General features: G+C 63.8%; 17 protein-coding genes. 9 read left to right on the top strand and 8 right to left on the bottom strand.

Annotated features, from left to right (window positions below; translation table 11 throughout):
- Positions 1-85 precede the first annotated feature (85 nt).
- Positions 86-3,961: an ATP-dependent RNA helicase HrpA gene (hrpA, locus tag ACLI1P_RS07805; protein ID WP_411708490.1), complete on the top strand. Its 3,876-nt coding sequence runs from the start codon at positions 86-88 to the stop codon at positions 3,959-3,961.
- A 6-nt stretch (positions 3,962-3,967) separates the two neighbouring features.
- Here the strand turns inward: hrpA and nrdR are convergent, their stop codons facing one another.
- Positions 3,968-4,426 (bottom strand): transcriptional regulator NrdR, encoded by a 459-nt coding sequence (gene nrdR, locus ACLI1P_RS07810; RefSeq protein WP_296130930.1) that lies wholly within the window; start codon positions 4,424-4,426, stop codon positions 3,968-3,970.
- Positions 4,427-4,546: 120 nt separating this feature from the next.
- Positions 4,547-4,726 carry a hypothetical protein gene (locus ACLI1P_RS07815; protein WP_296130928.1) on the bottom strand — a complete coding sequence of 60 codons (180 nt, stop codon included), beginning with the start codon at positions 4,724-4,726 and terminating at the stop codon, positions 4,547-4,549.
- A 519-nt stretch (positions 4,727-5,245) separates the two neighbouring features.
- Between ACLI1P_RS07815 and lexA the strand changes: the two genes are divergently transcribed.
- Positions 5,246-5,965, top strand: coding sequence for a transcriptional repressor LexA (lexA, locus tag ACLI1P_RS07820; protein ID WP_411708491.1), 720 nt, complete (start codon positions 5,246-5,248; stop codon positions 5,963-5,965).
- Between the two features lie 365 nt (positions 5,966-6,330).
- Positions 6,331-7,113 (top strand): DeoR/GlpR family DNA-binding transcription regulator, encoded by a 783-nt coding sequence (locus ACLI1P_RS07825; protein ID WP_296130923.1) that lies wholly within the window; start codon positions 6,331-6,333, stop codon positions 7,111-7,113.
- A 131-nt stretch (positions 7,114-7,244) separates the two neighbouring features.
- Here ACLI1P_RS07825 and ptsP read toward each other — a convergent pair whose 3' ends face one another.
- On the bottom strand, positions 7,245-8,936 hold the full coding sequence (gene ptsP / locus ACLI1P_RS07830) for a phosphoenolpyruvate--protein phosphotransferase (RefSeq protein ID WP_411708492.1): 1,692 nt from the start codon (positions 8,934-8,936) through the stop codon (positions 7,245-7,247).
- Positions 8,937-9,162: 226 nt separating this feature from the next.
- Here ptsP and ACLI1P_RS07835 point away from each other — a divergent pair, with 226 nt between their 5' ends.
- The 4 genes from ACLI1P_RS07835 to ACLI1P_RS07850 all read left to right on the top strand — a co-directional run bounded on the left by ACLI1P_RS07835 (position 9,163) and on the right by ACLI1P_RS07850 (position 13,210).
- A complete protein-coding gene (locus ACLI1P_RS07835) occupies positions 9,163-10,134 on the top strand; it encodes a 1-phosphofructokinase family hexose kinase (protein ID WP_411708493.1) in 972 nt (323 codons plus the stop codon).
- A gap of 24 nt (positions 10,135-10,158) precedes the next feature.
- Complete coding sequence (locus ACLI1P_RS07840) at positions 10,159-12,249, top strand: fructose-specific PTS transporter subunit EIIC (RefSeq protein WP_411708494.1); 2,091 nt, start codon at positions 10,159-10,161, stop codon at positions 12,247-12,249.
- Between the two features lie 60 nt (positions 12,250-12,309).
- Positions 12,310-12,579 carry an HPr family phosphocarrier protein gene (locus ACLI1P_RS07845; RefSeq protein ID WP_296130910.1) on the top strand — a complete coding sequence of 90 codons (270 nt, stop codon included), beginning with the start codon at positions 12,310-12,312 and terminating at the stop codon, positions 12,577-12,579.
- Between the two features lie 94 nt (positions 12,580-12,673).
- Positions 12,674-13,210: a hypothetical protein gene (locus ACLI1P_RS07850; protein WP_296130906.1), complete on the top strand. Its 537-nt coding sequence runs from the start codon at positions 12,674-12,676 to the stop codon at positions 13,208-13,210.
- A 167-nt stretch (positions 13,211-13,377) separates the two neighbouring features.
- On the opposite strand, the gene ACLI1P_RS07855 is transcribed toward ACLI1P_RS07850, so the two are convergent.
- The gene (locus ACLI1P_RS07855) at positions 13,378-14,658 is read right to left on the bottom strand and encodes a uracil-xanthine permease family protein (protein WP_306506824.1); all 1,281 of its coding nucleotides are present in this window, start codon (positions 14,656-14,658) and stop codon (positions 13,378-13,380) included.
- Between the two features lie 34 nt (positions 14,659-14,692).
- Positions 14,693-16,168: a GTPase HflX gene (hflX, locus tag ACLI1P_RS07860; RefSeq protein ID WP_306506823.1), complete on the bottom strand. Its 1,476-nt coding sequence runs from the start codon at positions 16,166-16,168 to the stop codon at positions 14,693-14,695.
- Positions 16,169-16,279: 111 nt separating this feature from the next.
- Here hflX and ACLI1P_RS07865 point away from each other — a divergent pair, with 111 nt between their 5' ends.
- Positions 16,280-17,044, top strand: a complete 765-nt coding sequence (locus ACLI1P_RS07865; protein ID WP_306506822.1) for a hypothetical protein — start codon at positions 16,280-16,282, stop codon at positions 17,042-17,044.
- Positions 17,045-17,065: 21 nt separating this feature from the next.
- The gene (locus ACLI1P_RS07870; RefSeq protein WP_306506821.1) at positions 17,066-17,584 is read left to right on the top strand and encodes a hypothetical protein; all 519 of its coding nucleotides are present in this window, start codon (positions 17,066-17,068) and stop codon (positions 17,582-17,584) included.
- Here ACLI1P_RS07870 and dapF read toward each other — a convergent pair.
- Genes dapF through ACLI1P_RS07885 form a run of 3 tightly spaced genes read right to left on the bottom strand, consistent with a single transcriptional unit; the run spans position 17,575 to position 19,972 of the window.
- The gene (gene dapF, locus ACLI1P_RS07875; protein ID WP_411708495.1) at positions 17,575-18,411 is read right to left on the bottom strand and encodes a diaminopimelate epimerase; all 837 of its coding nucleotides are present in this window, start codon (positions 18,409-18,411) and stop codon (positions 17,575-17,577) included. The genes ACLI1P_RS07870 and dapF overlap by 10 nt on opposite strands.
- A 5-nt stretch (positions 18,412-18,416) precedes the next feature.
- Positions 18,417-19,346 carry a tRNA (adenosine(37)-N6)-dimethylallyltransferase MiaA gene (miaA, locus tag ACLI1P_RS07880; RefSeq protein WP_411708496.1) on the bottom strand — a complete coding sequence of 310 codons (930 nt, stop codon included), beginning with the start codon at positions 19,344-19,346 and terminating at the stop codon, positions 18,417-18,419.
- Entirely contained in the window at positions 19,343-19,972 is a 630-nt protein-coding gene (locus ACLI1P_RS07885) for a hypothetical protein (RefSeq protein ID WP_411708497.1), read from the bottom strand. The genes miaA and ACLI1P_RS07885 overlap by 4 nt, the downstream gene beginning before the upstream one ends.
- Positions 19,973-20,035 lie beyond the last annotated feature (63 nt).

Genomic DNA, 20,035 nt, shown 5'->3' on the forward strand with positions numbered 1-20,035 from the left:
TCCTTTACTCTTTAGTCACACAGTCACCACGAGCCTACCAACATAGTCATAAGTCTCACCGAACGAGTAGACTTTCAGGGCGATTATGACTGCCACTCGCGAAGAACTTCTAGACGCACTCTCCCAGGTTTCCCTGAGCGATGAGCGCGCATTCCGCCGCCGCCTCCGCAAGGCCCGCTCTCCTCAAGCCCTGTCCGCCATTGGCCAGGACATCGCCGCTGCTACCGAGCGCGTGTCCGCCATCGACGCCGCCGTCCCGGGCATCACCTACCCGGAGCAGCTCCCTGTCACGGGACGCCGCGATGACATCGCTGAGGCCATTGAGAACAACCAGGTGGTCATCATTGCCGGCGAAACCGGTTCCGGCAAGACCACCCAGATCCCCAAGATCTGCCTCGAACTTGGTCGCGGGCGCCGCGGACTCATCGGCCACACCCAGCCGCGTCGTCTCGCAGCGCGCACGGTGGCCGAGCGCATCGCGGACGAATTGGATCAGTCCATCGGTGACTCGGTGGGCTATGCCATCCGCTTCGACGACAAGGTCTCCCGCACCACCGCGGTCAAGCTGATGACGGACGGAATTTTGCTCGCGGAGATGCAGCGCGACCGCTTCCTCAATGCCTACGACACCATCATCATCGATGAGGCGCACGAGCGTTCCCTCAACATCGACTTTCTGCTGGGCTACCTCAAGCGCCTGCTGCCCAAGCGCCCCGATCTCAAGGTGATCATCACCTCCGCCACCATCGATCCCGAACGCTTTGCCCAGCACTTCGCTGACGCCGACGGCGAACCGGCACCGATTATTGAGGTCTCCGGGCGCACCTACCCGGTGGAGATCCGCTACCGCCCGCTGGAAGAGGAGGTTGGCGGCAAACTCGTCGACATCGATCCGCTCGACGCCTTGTGCGGGGCCATCGAAGAGCTCATGGCTGAAGGCGAGGGCGACATCCTGTGCTTCTTCCCCGGCGAGCGCGATATCCGCGACGCCATGGAGGCCATCGAAGGCCGGCATTGGCGCGGCGTGGAGGTCACCCCGCTCTTTGGCCGCCTGTCCAACCAGGAACAGCACCGCGTCTTTAGCGCGCACCGCGGGCGCCGCATCGTGCTCTCCACCAACATCGCCGAAACCTCCCTGACGGTGCCGGGCATTCGCTACGTCGTGGACACAGGCACCGCCCGCATCTCCCGTTATTCCACCCGCACCAAGGTTCAACGCCTGCCCATCGAACCGATTTCCCAGGCCAGCGCCAACCAGCGCTCGGGCCGCTGCGGCCGTGTGGCCGATGGCATTGCCATCCGCCTCTACAGCGAGCAAGACTTTCTCTCCCGCCCCGAGTTCACGGATCCGGAAATCCTGCGCACCAACCTGGCCAGCGTCATCCTCCAGATGATTTCGCTGCGCCTGGGAGATATCTCGGAATTCCCCTTCGTCCAGCCGCCGGAGCCGAAAGCGGTGCGCGACGGCCTGCTGCTCCTCCATGAGCTCGGCGCCCTCGAGGGCAAGGAGAAGAACGGCCTGCCCGTGCTCACCCGCGTCGGCCGCGACCTCGCGCGCATCCCCGTGGATCCGCGCATGGCGCGCATGCTGGTGGAGGCCCACACCTCCGGGTGCTTGAGCGATGTCATGGTGATCGTCGCTGCAATGACCATCCAGGACGTGCGCGAGCGCCCCATGGAGAAGAAAGAGCAGGCCGACCAGGCCCATGCGCGCTTCAAGGACAAGTCCTCCGATTTCTTGGCCATGCTCAACCTGTGGGACTTCGTCCAAGAAGCCCGCGAAGAGATGAGCGGCAATGCCTTCCGCAAGCGCATGAAGGCCGACTTCCTCCACTACATGCGCATCCGTGAGTGGTTCGACCTAGTGCGTCAGCTGCGCGACGTGGCCAAGCAGCTCGGCTGGAAGACCCAGGAGACCACCGAGCGCCGCCCCGACGATATCCACATGTCCCTGCTGGCCGGCCTGCTGTCCAATATCGGCGCACGCGACGGCAACTCCAAGGAGTTCATTGGTGCCCGAAATACCCGGTTCCTTGTCTTCCCCGGCTCGGCTCTGGCGAAGAAGCCACCGGAGTTCCTCATGGCCGCCGAGCTCGTGGAAACCTCGCGGCTCTGGGCACGCGACGTAGCCGCCATCGACCCGGCCTGGGTCGAGAAGCTGGCAAAGAACCTGCTCAAGCACAACTATTCGGATCCCACGTGGTCCCGAAAGCGCGGCTCCGCTGTCGTCACCCAGCGCTCCACGCTCTACGGGGTCACCGTCGTGGCGGACCGCACCGTGCCATATCACCGCGTGGATCCAGCAGCAGCGCGCGACATGTTCATCCGCCACGCGCTTGTCGACGGTGACTGGAACACCCACCACCACTTCTTCCACGACAACAAGCGCAAGCTTGCCGACGCCTCCGAGTACGAAGAGAAGGCCCGCCGCCGCGGCCTAGTCGTGGATGAGGACACGTTGTTCGACTTCTACGACCAGCGCATCCCGGAAAAGGTCACCACCGCCAAGCACTTCGACTCGTGGTGGAAGAAGCAGAAGAACAAGCACGCCTTGGACTTCGATCCGACCAAGTTGCTCGACGACGACCACGACGTCACCGAGGAGGCCTTCCCCGACCGTTGGCTCAAGGGCACCGTTGACTACGACCTGAGCTACAAGTTCGGGCCAGGCGATCCCCTGGACGGCGTCACCCTCATGGTCCCGGTCCCCCTGCTGGCGGGGCTCGACACCGAGGGCTTTGACTGGCTCGTCCCGGGCCTGCGCCTAGAGCTCGTCACCGAACTCATTCGTTCCCTCCCCAAGGCGCTGCGCCGCACCGTGGTCCCAGCTCCCGAGTTCGCCGAGCGCGCGTTGCCGAAGCTGTTGCCGTACGAAGGCACGCTGACAGAGCAGCTCGCGGCAGTGCTGCGTGAAATGGGCGGCCAGGGCATTGACGCCAACGACTTCCGCCCGGATCAGCTTGCCCCGCACCTGCGTATGAACTATGCCGCTGTGGACAAGCGCGGCAAGGTTATCGACTCTGACCGGAACCTCCAAGCGCTGGTGCAACGCCAGGCTGGACACATTTCTTCGTCGGTCTCCCGTGTGGGCCGCGCCGCGGAGTCGAAGGCAGTCAAGGAGTGGTCCGACGATACCTTGGGCACCATCGACGAGGAGGTCACCACCATCGTCGACGGCCACGAGGTCACCGCCTACCCGGCGCTGGTCGCCACGAAGAATGGTGTGGCGCTCAAGGTGCACCCCACCAAGGCGGCAGCGGATGCCTCCATGATCACCACGACGCTGACGCTGCTCCTGCGCGAGATCACCGTCGGCACCCAACAGATGGTCAAGGGTCTGCCCTTGCAGCAGCGCGTCGCCGTTGATGCATACCCGCACGGCGGGGCGGAAGGTTTGGTCAACGACGCCCGCGTGGCCGCCGTACGGGACATCATGATGGAAAAGGGCGGACCCGTCCGCACCCCGGCGGACTTTAAGGCCCTACTGAATCAGGTCAAGCCGGAAGTACCCGGGCGAGTGCGCCAAGCCGTCGTCGCTATTGCTCCCGGCTTAGCGGAATATTCCAATCTTTCCGCAGAGCTCAAGCACTGGGAGGGACCGGCGATTGATGACATCCGCAAGCAGCTAGACTTCCTACTGCCGCCACACGCCATTACGGTGCACGGAATGCAGCACCTGCGCCACCTGCCGCGGTACATTCAGGCCGCGCGAATCCGTTTGGAGGACATGAACCTCGATCCGGACCGCGATGCCGACCGCCAGGCTGATGTGGATGAGGCGAAGGCATACCTGGCCAACCGCCTCCGCTCCCTGCCTGCTGGCCGCGAAAAGTCCCGCGACGTCAAGGACATCTACTGGATGATTGAGGAGCTACGCGTTTCGCTCTTTGCTCAGCGCCTCGGTACCGCGCACGCAGTGTCGGTGCGCCGCATTCAAAAGGCCGCAGACAAGCTGCGCTAATCGCAGCTAGAAGCTATCGCGGTCCCGGCGGCGCATGAGGCGGATTTCTGATTCGAAATCGTCAGCGCTCTCAAAGGACTTGTACACCGAGGCAAAGCGCAGGTAGGCCACCTCGTCCAAGTCGCGCAGCGGCTCCAGAATGGCAAGGCCGATATCGTTGGCATTGACCTGGGAAGAGCCGTGGCTGCGAACGGTTTCCTCTACTTGCTGCGCCAGCTTCTTCAGCGAATCGTCGCTCACGTCGCGCCCCTGACAAGCGCGCTGCACGCCGCGAATGAGCTTGTCCCGGCTAAAAGGCTCCGCCAAGCCGTTGCGCTTGACGACGAGAAGAACAGCCTTCTCCACGGTGGTAAATCGACCCTTACATGACGCGCATTCGCGGCGCCGGCGGATAGAGGTTCCGCTGTCTACCACGCGCGAGTCGATGACTCGGGACTGTTCATTGTGGCAAAACGGGCAATACACGTTACGCGGCGTCCTTTCACTCAGGCCTCCTGGAAACCAAGCGGAGGCTTTCCATCCCCGACCGTTAGCCTACCGCCGCCCCGAACTGAAAGGCACACCGCTACCGCGTTCTCCGACAGGTTAGTGGGCGATGGATGCCGCCTCGATATCGGAGCTCGAGTGCACGGCCGGGGATGGTGCCGCCGGCGACTCAGTGTCGATGCTCAAACCGCCCCAGACAGTGCCAACGAATACCGCGGCCCCGAAGACCGCACCCAGAACATAGTTACCTACGTTCGATCCCTTAACAGTGGAATCCACCACGCCTTTTGGATGTCCACCACCGCGCGAGCGCGATTCACAGAGGCGGCTCTGTGTTCTATCGAGGGGACTCAACGTTCGAACATTGCGAGGTCCGAACGCTCGGCCGGCACCCCGACCACGCTCTCCCGCCGGATCCCACACCGCCGCCGGAGGCACAACTGCGGGTCGCGGGCTAGCAGAGGCTTCATTCGGGATGCGGTTGCGTGAGCTGGTATTCAGTACGATTGCCATGATTATTCCTTTGCGTTCTTTTCATCTAGCGGATGACGTTGCCTGCAGTGTATGCAACGCGGTTGACACACTCGAACATTCCACTCGCTAAACCGTTCGATCCTGTTCGTATGTTCGATTTATAACACCCTCTCGAATATTTGTCCACATCTGCGCGCCATTTCTCGAACATTTTTTCTTTCCGTGCTACAAAGGAAGACAGTGCCGCGCACTTCATAATCTTTTTAAGAAGCCCACTTAACGCCACTGTGAACGCAAGCTTTACCCCACCTTGAGGAGCCCATAATGTCCCGCAAACCCAAGAAGACCGAACAGCCCACTCTTGATTCCCTCTCTGCCCGCCAGCGCCGAATTCTGGAGGTCATCCATGACGCCGTGATGCTGCGCGGCTACCCACCCAGCATCCGTGAGATCGGTGATGCAACTGGGCTGCAATCGACGTCGTCGGTGGCATATCAGCTCAAGCAGTTGGAGGAGAAGGGCTTCTTGCGCCGCGACCCGAACAAGCCGCGCGCCGTGGATGTCCGCCACTTCCCCAACTCGGAAGACGCAAAGAAGCCCGGCCGCAAAACCTCCGCAGCCCAGGACTCCCCTGAGCCCACGTCTTCGGACGTACCCGAGGACGCCGCTCGCCCGACCTACATCCCAGTGGTGGGCCGCATTGCCGCCGGCTCCCCTATCACTGCAGAGGAGAACGTCGATGCCTACTTCCCCATGCCGGATGAGGTCGTGGGCAGCGGTGAGCTCTACATGCTGCAGGTCGTAGGGGACTCCATGCAGGATGCTGGCATCCTCAACGGTGACTGGGTCATTATCCGCTCCCAGTCGGTTGCGGAGGAAGGTGAGTTCGTTGCCGCCCTGCTGGACGATGAAGCAACGGTGAAGGAGTTCCACCGAGATTCCTCCGGCGTCTGGCTGCTCCCCCACAATGACGCATACGCTCCGATCAAGGGCGACGAGGCAGAGATTATGGGCAAGGTTGTCTCCGTGTTCCGCAAGCTCTAACACCTTCTCCCCTTTTTTGTCGCCCACCGCTTTCCCGCCCCAACCGCCTTCCTCCCATTCAGAACGGAAGGACGGGGCGGGACTTTTGTGTTTGTTTACCCCCTTGCGCGTGTAGATGCCCGATTTGCGCCCGATTAGCGTCCTAAATCACACATTCCCAAACGGGCAGGCCAATGGCTGTTTTCCACCAATCCTTAACGTTCTTGATGTGTGAATCTCTTTGTTTTGTTCCGTTTTACCCGCACTCAATGAAAGAATGGGGACATCACAGCAACACCCGTTGCACATTTTCATTAAGCCATCAATTCATCCCCCATGTTTCCCTGGCTTAGCGATGAACAATGGAGTCCCCCAAGGGAGAAACAATGTACGCAGAAGAACGCCGTCGCCAGATCGCGTCACTGACCGCCGTCGAAGGCCGTGTCAACGTCACCGAGCTCTCTGAGCGCTTCGATGTCACTGCAGAAACCATCCGCCGCGATCTTGCGGTACTGGACCGCGAAGGCGTAGTTCACCGCGTCCATGGTGGCGCCGTCGCCTCCCAGTCTTTCCAGACTGCCGAGTTCACTCTTGACACCCGCCAGCGTTCGGCTACCGGCGCCAAGATGGCCATCGCCCGAGCAGCCCTTGATCAGCTTCCCGAAGACGGCAGCATCTTCCTCGACGCCGGCACCACGACCAACGCACTGGCAGATCTCATCGGACAGCGTTTCTCTGCCGGACAGTTCAACATCGTGTCCAACAGCCTCCCCATCGCACTGTCGCTTGCCAGCAACGGTGTGTCTGACGTGCAGCTGCTCGGCGGCACAGTGCGTGCCATTACTCAGGCGGTCGTTGGCGATACTGCGTTGCGCACCATGGCGCTGATGCGCGCCGACGTCGCATTCATCGGCACCAACGCACTCACCATCGACCATGGCTTGTCCACGGCAGACTCACAAGAGGCCGCTATCAAGGCCGCCTTTGTCACCAACGCCCACAAGGTCGTCGTGCTGTGTGACTCCTCCAAGCTGGGCAACGACTACCTCGTCAGCTTCGCGTCCCTGGCGGACATTGATGTGGTTATTACTGACGCCGCCGCCCCGACTTCCTTCCTCGACGCACTGCGCGCCAATGACGTCGAGGTCGTCCTCGCCGGGGATAAGTAGTTTCCCCGAAAACCACAACAGCGACCGCTCCGGAAGGTAATCCGGCGGTCGCTCTTGTTCTATCTAGCGCCTGTGCAGCCAAGCGCCGCTGCAGCAAGTGAGCTCGCTCAGCGGCGCTATTCGTTGGAGTCCTAGGCCTGGAATTCTTCCAGCAGGGCGATGACCGCGGTCCGGGCATCGGACGGACCCTCAGCATTGATGGCAGCGTCTGCCATCTTCTGGCACTGCTCCAGGGTGAGATCGGCCAGCTGGGCACCGACGCCGGCGACGGCGGTCGACGCAGCCGACAGCGAGTTCACGCCCAGGCCGGTGAGCACGCAAGCCAGCATCGGATCGGCCGCAGCCTCGCCACACACGCCGACCATGACGTCGTTGTCACGGCCCACCATGCAGGTGTGCTGGATGAGGCGCAGTACGGCCGGCTGCCACGGGTCGGTAAGGTATGCTAGCTGCGGGGACAGGCGGTCAGCCGCCATGGTGTACTGGGTCAGGTCGTTGGTACCGATGGACACGAAGTCCAGGTGCGGCATGATGGTATCCGCCATCAGCGCAGCAGCCGGAACCTCAATCATTGCACCGGCGGTCAAGCCACGCTCGCGGCACAGACCCGCGAACCACTTAGCCTCGACGGCGGTAGCAACCATCGGAGCCATAACCCAGGTGGTCGCCTTCTCGTCGCGCTCAGCTGCTGCCTGAGCAATAGCGTCGAGCTGACGGGTCAGCAGCGCCTCGTTGTCGCGGGCCACGCGCAGGCCGCGGACACCGAGGGCCGGGTTCTCCTCAGAATCCAGGGTGGCATAAGAAATCGGCTTGTCCGAGCCAGCGTCCAGGGTACGGACGACGACCTTGGACTCCGGGAAGGCGTTGAACACCTTGCTGTAGATGCGCGCCTGCTCGTCAACAGTCGGCTCCTCGCTAGCGGAAAGGAAGGACAGTTCTGTGCGGTACAGGCCGATACCTTCGGCCTGGGAGTCCGAAGCGATGCGGGCGGCGTTGCCGTCGGCCACATTGGCCAGCAGTTGCACGCGGTGACCGTCCTTGGTGTGGGCGGGGCCGCGCCACTGCGCCACGCGGGCAGCCTTCTCGCGGTACTCCTCCACTGCCTTCAGGGACTCCGCGCGGTCAGCGCCGAGGGAGACGGTGCCCATGGAACCATCGACGAAGACCTGCGTGCCGGCCTCAATGGAGCGTAGGTCAGCACCCACGGCCACGATGCACGGAATGTCGAGCTGACGGGCGATGATGGCGGTGTGGCTGGTCGGACCACCTATCTCAGTAACCAGCGCCTTAATGTGCGCGGTGTCCAGGGTGGCGGTATCAGCCGGTGCCAGGTCGTCCGCGAAGAGAACGGCCTCACCAGAGACCATGGGCAGGCCAGGCTCCTGCTCGCCACGCAACTGCGCGATGACACGGTCACGCACGTCTTTCAGGTCCGTGGTGCGCTCTGCCATGACGCCGCCGGCGGCCTCAAACATGGTGACAAACTTGTCAGTAGCGCCGACGACGGCATACTCGGCGTTCTTGCCGCCACGGATGCCCTTGCGGACAGCCTTGTGCCAGCCACGATCCTTCACCATGCCGGCGGTCGCCCCCAGCACTTCTGCGGCCTGGCCATCGGCTCCAGCGGCACGCTGTTCCAAACGCGCTGCGACGATGTCCACCGCTTCCAAGAAGCGGTCGTACTCGGCATCGCGCTTATCCTCGGCGATGGTCTTTCCGGCGGAGGGCAGCTCCGGGCGAGGCCGTACCCACACGGCTTCGGCGTACGCAACGCCGGCTACAACGCCAGTTCCTTTAACGGTGGATTGGGACACGTTTTCCATGACACAGTTCCTTACGGAGACGAATTTTTTCTCTTTACAAGATCATCACAAATTTTCCGAAAATGCAACGAAAACCACAGTGATTCGATTGACAATCGGACACAATCGGGCAACAATCAACACCGACGAACCCTCGAGCTGATGTATGTCTAGTTCGACCGCGCCGGCTCCCGCCGGGCGAGTTTGCCACCACTATACGCACACCGGAAAGGGACGATTCACCAGTATGATCCTCACCTTAACCCCGAATCCCAGTATTGACGCCACGATCTCTCTGCACGAGGAAATCGAGCTCGGTGCCGTTCACCGCGCCGAGTCGGTCTCCCAGGTTGCCGGAGGCAAGGGCGTCAATGTAACCCACGCGGTAGCCCTTGCCGGCGTCGATACGCTGGCGCTCGTGCCAGCCCGTGAAGATGATCACTTCCTCTCCCTTACCGCCGTGGATTCCATCCCAGTGGAGGCGATCCCCATGGACGGAACCATCCGCATCAACACCACGTTGACAGAGCCGGATGGCCGGACCACCAAGCTCAACGGCCCTGGCCCCGTGCTCAGCACGGATACCCAGCGCGCTGTGCTAGACGCAGTGGCCGCACACGCGCCGAAGGCCGAGTGGCTCGTCATGGCGGGTTCCCTGCCCAAGGGTGTGCCCACCGAGTGGTACACCCAGCTCGTAGCCGCTGCTCGCGCGGCGAACCCAGAACTGCACATCGCCGTCGATACCTCCGACGCTCCGATGGTGGCCCTCGGCGAGGGCCTCAGCACCGCCGCCCCTGACCTCATCAAGCCGAACGGGCTCGAGTTGGGGCAGCTGGCAGGAGTCGACGGCCAGGCGCTGGAAAAGGCTGCCGAAGGTGGCGACTACAGCGGTGTGGTCGAGGCCGCCCGTGTCGTCGTCAAGCGCGGCATCCCCGAGGTCCTCGTCACCCTCGGCGGCGCCGGTGCCGTTCTGGTGACGGCGGACGAAGCGTGGGTGGCTACCCCGCCGCCGACTACCGTGAAGTCCACCGTGGGCGCTGGCGATTCGTCGCTGTCCGGCTACATTCTGGCACGGCGTACTGGGGCATCCTACGCGGACTCCCTGCGCCAGGCGGTGGCCTATGGTTCAGCCGCGGCATCCCTGCCTGGGACCCAGATTCCGACCCCCCAACAACTCGATATCGATCACACCGCTGTTTCGGCGGTATCCAACCTCTAATCTTCGTTAGGAGTGCCCAACACCATGGCATCCGATCTCATTACCACCGATCTCGTGGCGCTCGACGCCGATTTCGGTAACAGTATTGAATCAGTCATCACCAACCTGGCCACGCTGGTCCACGACACCGGCCGCGCCACCTCCGTTGACGAGCTCGCAGCACCGGCCATTGCCCGCGAGGCCAAGGCCGGCACCGGCGTTCCTGGCGGAGTGGCTATCCCGCACTGCCGTTCTGCCGCAGTCACGGAGCCGACGTTGGCCTTTGCTCGTCTGTCTCGGGGCGTAGACTTCTCCGGCCCCGACGGCGACGCATACTTGGTCTTCCTCATCGCAGCCCCCGAGGGCGGCGGCAAGGCCCACCTCAAGATCCTGTCCAAGCTGGCCCGCGCGCTGGTGAAGAAGGACTTCCTCGAGGCTCTGCGCAACGCGCAGACCAAGGAAGAGATTGTGAAGCTGGTCCTCGGCGTGGTCAACGCGGAGAAGCCGAAGAAGGCTCCGGCCGCTGCCGCTGCGCCCGCTGGCGCCGCCGCTGCACCGGCGAGCGCTGCCAGCGAGTCCAGCAACAAGACCAACAAGACGCGCATCGTGGCCGTTACGGCCTGCCCGACGGGTATCGCACACACCTACATGGCTGCCGACGCGTTGACGCAGACCGCTGAGGAGCGCAACGACGTCGACCTCACCGTGGAGACCCAGGGCTCGTCGAACAACACCTCGGTCTCACCGGAGACCATCGCGGCTGCCGACGCCGTCATTTTCGCCACCGACGTCGGAGTCCGCGACCGCGAGCGCTTTGCGGGCAAGCCGGTCATCGAGTCCGGTGTTAAGCGCGCCATCAACGAGCCGGGCGTGATGATCGACGAGGCCATCGCCGCCTCCAAGAACCCGAACGCACACAAGGTCTCCGGCACCGCCGGCGCGTCCTCCTCCACTGCGAAGGAAGAAGGCGAGGGCCTGGGCTGGGGCAAGCGCATCCAGCAGGCCATCATGACCGGTGTGTCCTACATGGTGCCGTTCGTCGCCGCCGGCGGCCTCCTGCTGGCCCTGGGCTTCCTGCTGGGCGGCTACGACGTGGCCAACGGCTGGCAGGCCATCACCACGGACTACTCGCTGACTAACCTGCCGGGCCACGACGTGGTGGTCGACGGCGTGACCACGACCTTCAAGCACTCTGGCCTCGGCCTTTACCTCGGTGCGGTCCTCTTCGCCACCGGTCAGGCTGCGATGGGCTTCATCGTGGCTGCCCTGTCCGGCTACATCGCCTTCGCCTTCGCGGGCCGCCCGGGTATTGCACCGGGCTTCGCTGGCGGCGCCATCGCCGTCACTCTGGGCGCTGGCTTCATCGGCGGTCTGGTCACCGGCCTCATCGCCGGCCTGGTCGCTATGTGGATTGGCAAGTGGAAGGTCCCGCGCTGGATCGGTTCCCTCATGCCTGTCGTTATCATCCCGCTGCTCGCCACGATGATCACCGGCCTGCTCATGTACCTGCTGCTGGGCGCACCGCTGGCCGCCATCATGGAGGGCTTGCAGAACTGGCTGTCCTCCATGTCCGGTTCCTCTGCAGTCCTGCTCGGTATCATCCTTGGCCTCATGATGTGCTCCGATCTGGGCGGCCCGGTGAACAAGGCGGCCTACCTCTTCGCCACCGCTGGCCTGTCCACTGGTGACGAGGCTTCCATGAAGATCATGGCAGCCGTCATGGCCTCCGGTATGGTTGCCCCGATTGCGCTGTCCATCGCTACCTTCCTGCGCAAGAACCTGTTCACCCCGGCTGAGCAGGAGAACGGCAAGTCTGCATGGCTGCTGGGCCTGTCCTTCGTTTCCGAGGGCGCAATCCCGTTCGCCGCTGCCGACCCGCTGCGCGTTATTCCTTCCATGATGCTGGGTGGCGCGGTCACCGGCGCACTGTCGATGGCCCTAGGCGTTATGTCCCGTGCCCCGCACGGCGGCATCTTCGTCATCTTCGCCATCGAGCCGGCATGGGCCTACTTCGTGGCCATCCTGGCCGGCGTTGTGGTGGCCGCCCTCGCGGTCATCGCAATGAAGCAGTTCTGGCCTAACAAGACTGCGGAGCAAGCCGCTGCGCAGGCAGAAAAGGCCAAGGCTGCAGCGTAACCCATAACGGGCGTACAATTGTAATCACGAAAAAATCTTTAAGCCGAAAGGACTATCATCATGGCTTCTAAGACCGTCAAGGTTGGTTCCTCCGTCGGGCTGCACGCACGTCCGGCCTCCATCATCGCTGATGCTGCCGCCGAGTTCGATGAGGACATCTTCCTGACCCTCGTCGGCGACGAGGACGAGGACGAGACCGATGCTGCCTCCTCCCTGATGATCATGGCACTGGGCGCCGAGCAGGGCGATGAGGTCACCGTCACCTCTGACAACGAGGCTGCAGTTGAGAAGATTGCCGGCTTGATTGAGCAGGACCTCGACGCTTCCTAGATAGCGTCCCGCCGCTTCAGGCGCACGCTCCCGCTTCCCTCTTGAGTGAGGGAGGCGGGAGCTTTTTCGTTTGCCGCTTTGTTAGCGTTATTCCATGACGCAACGGCCCACAACTCCTAAAGACCTAGGTATCGAAGACCTAGATCTCGCACAGATTGAGCAAGCCCTAACACCTCGCTTGGACAGTTTTACTGCCTCCGAGAATCGCTACCCGCACGAAGGAGAGTGGAAGGAACCGAAGTTCACCGTTGTCGCGCTCATAAGGCACACATTGGCTATCGATACCGTCCTGGCCATAGAGACTGACTGCGAACAAGGCCTAGCGTTCATGGGTTACGAAATAGTGGGGGCACAGGCCCGCTTCCGCCGTGACGTCAGTACTGAAACCCTCTATCACGGTATAGCTTCAGTGCTTTGGGCGGATCAGCTCGCGGGAGACTATCCGATTGGAAAAGCTGATTTCACTAATCCCGAAGCTATTACGTGGCCAACTCACACCGATGACGAGGTCTACTTGCACACGGTTGAGGAGCTGCGTGACTACGTTCAGGCGCGGCCCGGAAGTGATGATGTGTGGGTAAACGACGAATTCGTCGCAGGGCTTATGCCGCACCGTGGTTTCGGTGATTAAGAAGCGGTGAGGTACGAGAAGGGACCAGAGTAAAGACACCTTATGCAGGATTCTGCACGCAGCCACCTGGGGTTTTAGCTCACTGCTGCTCCAGATGGTGTCTTTACTCCGGTCCCTTATCCCCCGCCACTATGCCCCGCTCTCGCAACACTTATGCGGCGAGAGCGCTAGTACTTCGCGCCGTGGCCCTCACCGACGGTCTCGTAGAGCTTCTTCATCACCGGGTAGAGGACGATGATGCCCACCGAGCCCCAGGCGATGCCCTCCAGGGTCACGCCGAAGACGTCCAGGGTGAGGTTGCCAATGCCAGCAATAAGCGCCACCGCCGCCGCGGTGAGGTTCACCGGGTTGTTGAAGTTGACCTTGTTATCCATCCAGATGCGCACGCCGAGCATGCCGATAAGGCCGTAGAGCACCAGGCAGGCGCCACCCAGGACGCCGGTGGGGATGGTGAAGATGAGCGCGCCGAACTTCGGGATGAAGGCCAGCGCAATGGCGGTGATAGCGGCCACCCAGTACGCGGCCGTGGAGTAGACGCGAGTGGCGGCCATAACGCCGATGTTCTCCGCGTAGGTCGTGGTACCAGAGCCGCCGAAGCCGCCAGCCAGGGAGGTGGCCAGGCCGTCGGCAATAAGGGCGTCGCCGGCCAGGTCATCGAGGTTGCGCTTGGTCATCTCGGAGACGGCCTTGACGTGGCCGACGTTTTCCGCAATAAGGACGACGAGCACCGGCAGCGCCGCCAGAATAGCGGAGATGTGGAATTCGGGTGCGTGGAACTGCGGGAAGCCGATCCAGGCGGCCTCGCGGATGGATTCCACCGCGCCCTCCCCCAGGTTGCCCGTGGCAGCGGCAAATGCCCAGCCCACGACCACGCCGATGAGGATGGATAGTCGCGAGACCATGCCGCGTCCCGCCACGGTGGCCAGGATGATGGCCGCCAAGGTGACGGTGGCAACCAGCGGCTGGCTGGAGAAGTTGGAGGCCGCATTGGGCGCTAGGTTCAGGCCGATGAGCGCCACGATGGCGCCGGTGACCGCCGGCGGCATGACCGCGTCGAGGACTTTCCTACCCGCAGCCTTGACTCCGAGTCCGATGAGCACGAGGACCAGACCCGTCACCAGGACCGAGCCGGCCTGCGCGCCGATACCGTACTGCTGCGAGGCGGTCAGCGGCGCAATAAACGCAAAGGAGGAGCCCAGATAGGAGGGCAAGCGGTTGCGCGTGATCGTGAGGAACAGCATGGTTCCCAGACCGGAGAAGAGCAGCGTGGTGTTGACCGGGAAACCGGTCAGGGTGGGCACCAGCAGCGTCGCGCCGAACATGGCCACGACGTGCTGCATGCCGATGCCAATGGTGCGGCCCCAGCTCAATCGTTCTTCGGGCGCAACGACGGCACCCGGCTTAATAGTTTTTCCGTCCCCATGGACGTCCCAGGCAAAAATACTCACGAGCCTTAATTATGGCCCACCAGCGCCCCGAATCCTAAGCGGAATCCGCCACGCGGAACTCGGCGAGCTCGGCGGCGACGGAGGCGGGCAGGCGGACGTCGACAAGCGTGCCTTCCCCGGAGTACTCCTCGCTGCGCACGGTGCCTTCCGCGTGGAGGCGTGCCACAACGTCGCCGCGGGTAAACGGAATAAGCAGCTGCACGTGCTCGTCACGAGAATTGAGGAAGAGCTCCACCCGGGCGGTGAGCTCGTCTACTCCCTCGCCGGTTTTCGCGGACACATAGACCACGTTGTCGCGGTCGAGGACGTGACGCAGCTCCGCCAGGACGAGAGGATCGGCCTCATCGATCTTGTTGATGACGATGATCTCCGGCGGGGCTTCCTCACCGGTGTCTTTCACGATGTCATAGATGACCTGGTTCACCGCCTCGATCTGCTTGAGCGGGAACGGGTCGGAGCCGTCGACCACGTGCAGCATGATATCCGCAGCCAGCACCTCTTCGAGGGTGGACTTGAAGGCCTCCACCAGCTGTGTGGGCAGGTGGCGCACGAAGCCGACGGTGTCGGTGAAGACGACTTGGCGGCCATCGGCAAGCTCGGCGCGGCGCGTGGTCGGATCCAGCGTGGCGAACAGGGCGTCTTCCACCAGCACGCCCGCGCCCGTCATCGCGTTAATCAGGGAGGACTTGCCGGCGTTGGTGTAGCCGGCGATGGCGATCTGGGACACGGTGGAGCGCTGCCGCTTCGAGCGCTTAACCTCACGCGCCGTCTTCATCGCCCGCAGCTCCTTGCGCAGCAGCGCCATCTGCGTGCGGATGCGGCGACGGTCGGTCTCGATCTTGGTCTCACCGGGACCACGCAGGCCCACACCGCCGTTGGAGCCGGCGCGGCCACCCGCCTGGCGCGAGAGGTTGCCACCCCAGCCACGGGTATGTGTGTAGAGGTACTCCAGCTGCGCCAGCGAGACCTGCGCCTTGCCCTCTTTGGACTTCGCGTGCTGGGCAAAGATGTCCAAGATGAGCATGGTGCGGTCAATGACCTTGGTGTTAAGCGCGCGCTCAAGCGCGGTGAGCTGGCCGGGGTTGAGCTCACCATCGCACACGACGGTGTCGGCGCCGGTGGCCTCCACAATGTCTCGCAGCTCCTTGACCTTGCCGGAGCCGATGTAGGTGCCGGAATCCGGCTTCTCGCGCTTCTGGTAGATGGCCTCAACGACCTCCGCGCCGGCGGTTTCCGTCAGCGCCGCCAGCTCCGCCATGGTGGCTTCTACCTCGGCCACGGTTCCCTCGGTCCACACGCCGACGAGCACCACCTGCTCCAGGCGCAGCTTGCGGTACTCCACCTCGTAGCCATCGGTGGTGTCCTCGGAGCGGATGGTGGTTTCCCGGGTCACGCGGCGGAAGGCGTTGCGCTCCGCTAGGTCCAGGTCACCGGTAGTCGGCTCGGCCGGTGCGGGCGCGGGCTCCCCGAAGGCCTGCGCGAGGAGTTCTTCATGTGTCTTATCTGTCATACTGCTCCCCATTCTTGCACGACTGCCTGCAAGAACGGGAATCAAGTTTCTACGGCTTGGGCCGTACTTAGTCATTTTTGGCTGGGGCGGGTGCCGGATACAATAGTGGCTATGAGCGTGAAAGAAACGACCCACCCCGAGATGCAGGCTATCGGCCTGAATTACGAGCGCTGGCAGGACGCCGTCGAGGCCGCCATTTCCACCAATCAGTTGGCGGTGACCGGCGAGGTCCGCGGCGGTCAGCTCATCCAGTTCACTGACGCCTCGGGCGCCCAGCTCAACATCCTGGCGGTAGAACCTTTCGCCACCTTCATCGGCTTCGAGTCCGTGACCCAGGGCTTTGCGCACGTGTCGATGATCAATGATGTGCTGGCCTACCTCGACATCATCGACCCGTTCGGCACCGTCATCACGCAGGCCACCGCCAACCTGGCGCAGGGTCCGTTGTTGGTGGAGGAAGATACCCAGCAGTGGCAGCAGGTCGAGCTCACGGCGATGGGGCTCGACGTTTCCCGCTACGACAACTCCGACGCCTACGAGGCGCAGCACGGCGAGTACCCGGCCACCTTCGAGTCCGAGGGAGCCGCCATTGTTGCCTCCGGCTCCGGGGCTGCCGCGCCGACGCCGGGCTGCAGCTTTGCTGCCCGCGTCATGGAGTCCGAGTGGCGCCACAACCAGCTCACCGGCCAGCGCTTCATGCACATGGTCATGGACGGCGCCTTCCCCTTCGATCTGTGCCTGCCGGAGTCCTTCGGTCAGCTCCCGGAGAAGGACTCGGTGCTCGCCGGTACGGCCATGCTCACTGCCTCCATCGCGCTGCCTACCGGCGGCGGCTGCGGTTGCGGCTCCGGAGGCTGCGGCTGCGGCGGCCACTAGGCATATCGTAGGGTGGAATCCATGAGTTTCTCCGCATCTCAGCGCCGGCAGCTTGCCGTGTTTCTCGCCGTGGCCACCGCTGCGGTGCTGATCGTGACGCTGAAGCTGCCAGGGGCGGTGCTGGCGGTGCTCGTGGCCGGCGCCATGTGGCTTTTTGCGAGCGCGCGCCCCAACGCGTCCGAGCACGCGGCACTGCGCGCGTCCATCGCGCTGACTGTGGAAGACATCACCGGCGTGCTGCAGGATTACGCCACGTTTGCCACGAGCGACGACGCGGAGTCCTTGGCGGACCGCACGCTGCACCGCCCCGCGCTTGCCGACGTTGACTGTGCCCACCCCACCATCCAGGCCTTCCACTACGAGATGCACGGGGCCCAACGCTTCCTGCGCCGGCTCAACGCCCGCGTCAACGCCGCGGACGTGGAAACGAGCGAGTTGGAATCGCTCCTCAAGGTCGCCGACGAACGCGCCGCCGAACTCAAGGAAGCCTGGCTCGCGGCACGCTGTGCCGCGCTCAGCCTGGGGACAGACTACAAGTAGGCCTCGCCGCTGGCCACGATGCGCGAGGGGCCGGTCAGCGTCGAGCCGTCATCGCTAATCTCAACGGTCACCTCGCCGCCGGGGACGATGATGCGGACTGTGCCGGTGCCCCGGGAGGCGTCGGCAAGCGCGGCGCGTGCCGCAGCCACCGTTCCCGTGCCGCAGGAACGAGTCTCCCCCACGCCGCGCTCGAAGACGCGCATGTGCGCCACTCCGTCCTCCAACGGGGTCACCAGCTCCACGTTGACGCCCGCGGGGAAAAACTCCGTATCGAAGACTGGCTGCTCCAGCGTGCGCTCCGCCAGCGCCTGGGGGCTGAGGCCCGGGATGACCGCTGCCAGGTGGGGGTTGCCCATATCGACGCCCAGGCCGGCGAAGCTCTCCCCGGCCATCGACGCGGTGGACACACCCAGCACGGTGGCCGGGCCCATCTCCACGCTCACCACCGCATCGGTGTCGCTACAGGAGTGCACTGTCACCTGCTTTGCCCCGGCGCGGGTGCCCACCGTGAAGGTATCTGTATCCACCAGCCCGCGGGAGCGTACCCAGTGGGCAAAGACGCGCGTGCCGTTGCCGCACATCTCCGCCACGGAGCCATCGGCGTTGCGGTAGTCCATGAACCAGTCCTCTGGATCAATACCCGGCGCGAGCGCGTCAATCTCCCCCGCCTTCACTAGCTCTGCGGCGCGGATGACGCGGAGGACGCCGTCAGCCCCCAGCCCGGCGCGGCGATCACACAGCGCGACTACTTGCCCTGGCGGCAGCGGCTGCGTGCCCTCGACGATGACGAAGTCATTTTCAGTTCCGTGTCCCTTGGCAAATTTCATAGGCGCTAGTCTACGTCGGTGGCGAGAACGCGGCGCGCCTGCCCGAGGGTATCCCCGGCGGCGTCGAGCCAAACAATGCGCTTGTCGCGGTTGAACCACGCGCGCTGACGGCGCACGTAGCGCCGCGTTCCCGTGATCGTGCGCTCCACGGCCTCCTCCCACGTCAACTCCCCGCGCTGGGCTTGCAGTACCTGCGCATAGCCAATCGCGCGCCCGGCGGTGGAGTCTGCGACAAGGCCCTGGGCCTGCAGGCGTTCGACCTCCTCCACCAGACCCTGGTCAAACATACGGCGGCTGCGCAGCTCGATGCGTGGGTTGAGCCATTCTGCCTGGGTGCGCAGCCCCAGGATGCGCGTTCCCCAGCGCGGCGGGGCATCCTTGGGCGGCTGGCTCGCCTTGTAGGACCGTCCGGTCAGCTCGATGACCTCCAGGGCTCGCACCGTGCGACGCGGGTCCTTGTCCTCGATGATGTCCGCGGCGGCGGGGTCGATGCTCGCCAGCTCCGCATGCAGGGCATCCGTGCCAATCTCCTGCCGGCGCGCCTCGTAGCGCGCTCGCACCTGTGGATCCGTGGGCGGGAACTGCCAGTTGTCCACCAAGGATTGCACGTAGAGCATGGAACCACCGACCAGGATGGGGGTCTTGCCACGCGCCAGGATGTCCTCCACGTCCGCGATGGCGGCGGCTTGATAGCGCGCCACCGAGGCGGTCTCGGTCACGTCCCACACGTCCAGCTGGTGATGTGGCACGCCCTCGCGCTCGGCCACGGTGAGCTTGGCCGTGCCGATGTCCATGCCGCGGTAGAGCTGCATGGAATCGACGTTGACTACCTCCCCGTCCAGCTCGTGCGCAAGCGCCACGCCGAGTGCGGACTTTCCTGACGCGGTGGGTCCTACAACAGCGATGGGAGCTGTCGGTGCAACGGGAGTGCTCATGACACCGCCCACCCAGCAACGTAGCGGCCGACCCCCAGCGTGGAGTCCGCCGCCCGCAGCTCCCCGTGATGCGGGTGCACTCGAGCCAGCTGAGCCCACAGCTCGGTCTCTACTACCCCGGCGGAGCGCAGGAACTCCTCGTCGCAGTGTTCCTGTCCCCCGGCAGCCCCCGAAACGAGACCCTCGCACCACAGGTGGGCGTCCTGGGCACGATGCACTAGGGCCAACGGCGCGCGCTGGGTCAGGCCCGCGCTGCCGTCGACGCAGACAATGGTCAGCCGTTCTGGGTGCACCTGAGCGATATCGGCCCGGGAATCCGCCACCCGAAAGCCATCCGCTCCCAGCTCGCGGCTGAGCGCATAGCGGGCCATGAGCTCCGGCAGATAGTTGCCGCCGCCTACCTCGACCTGCGGCGCGCCCCACGCGCGCAGGCTCCCGGTGTGCGCGGTGTACCAGCGCTGGGCCTGCGAGCCCACGATATCCACGCTCACCGGGGCAGCCTGGGCGCGCGCGAAATCCCGTATCAGCTCGCGGACTGCAGCAAGGAGGGCCCGCGAGGCGTCGTCGTTGGGTGAGAGTTCTTCCGCCAGCGCCGGGGAGGCGGGCATGATTACAAGATTCAGCATCGATTCCCATCCTATAGGTCGCATTTGGGTGGTTAGCACGCGACCAAGCGGTGGAAACGGTAG

The organism is Corynebacterium tardum, from assembly GCF_046717785.1.
Taxonomy (GTDB): domain Bacteria; phylum Actinomycetota; class Actinomycetes; order Mycobacteriales; family Mycobacteriaceae; genus Corynebacterium.

Bases quoted from the DNA above. Each gene is read 5' to 3' on its own strand.
- hflX (WP_306506823.1), bottom strand. From the start codon at position 16,168: ATGACAGATAAGACACATGAAGAACTCCTCGCGCAGGCCTTCGGGGAG.
- dapF (WP_411708495.1), bottom strand. From the start codon at position 18,411: ATGAAATTTGCCAAGGGACACGGAACTGAAAATGACTTCGTCATCGTC.
- ACLI1P_RS07840 (WP_411708494.1), top strand. From the start codon at position 10,159: ATGGCATCCGATCTCATTACCACCGATCTCGTGGCGCTCGACGCCGAT.
- ACLI1P_RS07885 (WP_411708497.1), bottom strand. From the start codon at position 19,972: ATGCTGAATCTTGTAATCATGCCCGCCTCCCCGGCGCTGGCGGAAGAA.
- hrpA (WP_411708490.1), top strand. From the start codon at position 86: ATGACTGCCACTCGCGAAGAACTTCTAGACGCACTCTCCCAGGTTTCC.
- ACLI1P_RS07870 (WP_306506821.1), top strand. From the start codon at position 17,066: ATGAGTTTCTCCGCATCTCAGCGCCGGCAGCTTGCCGTGTTTCTCGCC.
- ACLI1P_RS07865 (WP_306506822.1), top strand. From the start codon at position 16,280: ATGAGCGTGAAAGAAACGACCCACCCCGAGATGCAGGCTATCGGCCTG.
- ACLI1P_RS07835 (WP_411708493.1), top strand. From the start codon at position 9,163: ATGATCCTCACCTTAACCCCGAATCCCAGTATTGACGCCACGATCTCT.
- miaA (WP_411708496.1), bottom strand. From the start codon at position 19,346: ATGAGCACTCCCGTTGCACCGACAGCTCCCATCGCTGTTGTAGGACCC.
- ACLI1P_RS07850 (WP_296130906.1), top strand. From the start codon at position 12,674: ATGACGCAACGGCCCACAACTCCTAAAGACCTAGGTATCGAAGACCTA.
- ptsP (WP_411708492.1), bottom strand. From the start codon at position 8,936: ATGGAAAACGTGTCCCAATCCACCGTTAAAGGAACTGGCGTTGTAGCC.
- ACLI1P_RS07845 (WP_296130910.1), top strand. From the start codon at position 12,310: ATGGCTTCTAAGACCGTCAAGGTTGGTTCCTCCGTCGGGCTGCACGCA.
- lexA (WP_411708491.1), top strand. From the start codon at position 5,246: ATGTCCCGCAAACCCAAGAAGACCGAACAGCCCACTCTTGATTCCCTC.
- ACLI1P_RS07825 (WP_296130923.1), top strand. From the start codon at position 6,331: ATGTACGCAGAAGAACGCCGTCGCCAGATCGCGTCACTGACCGCCGTC.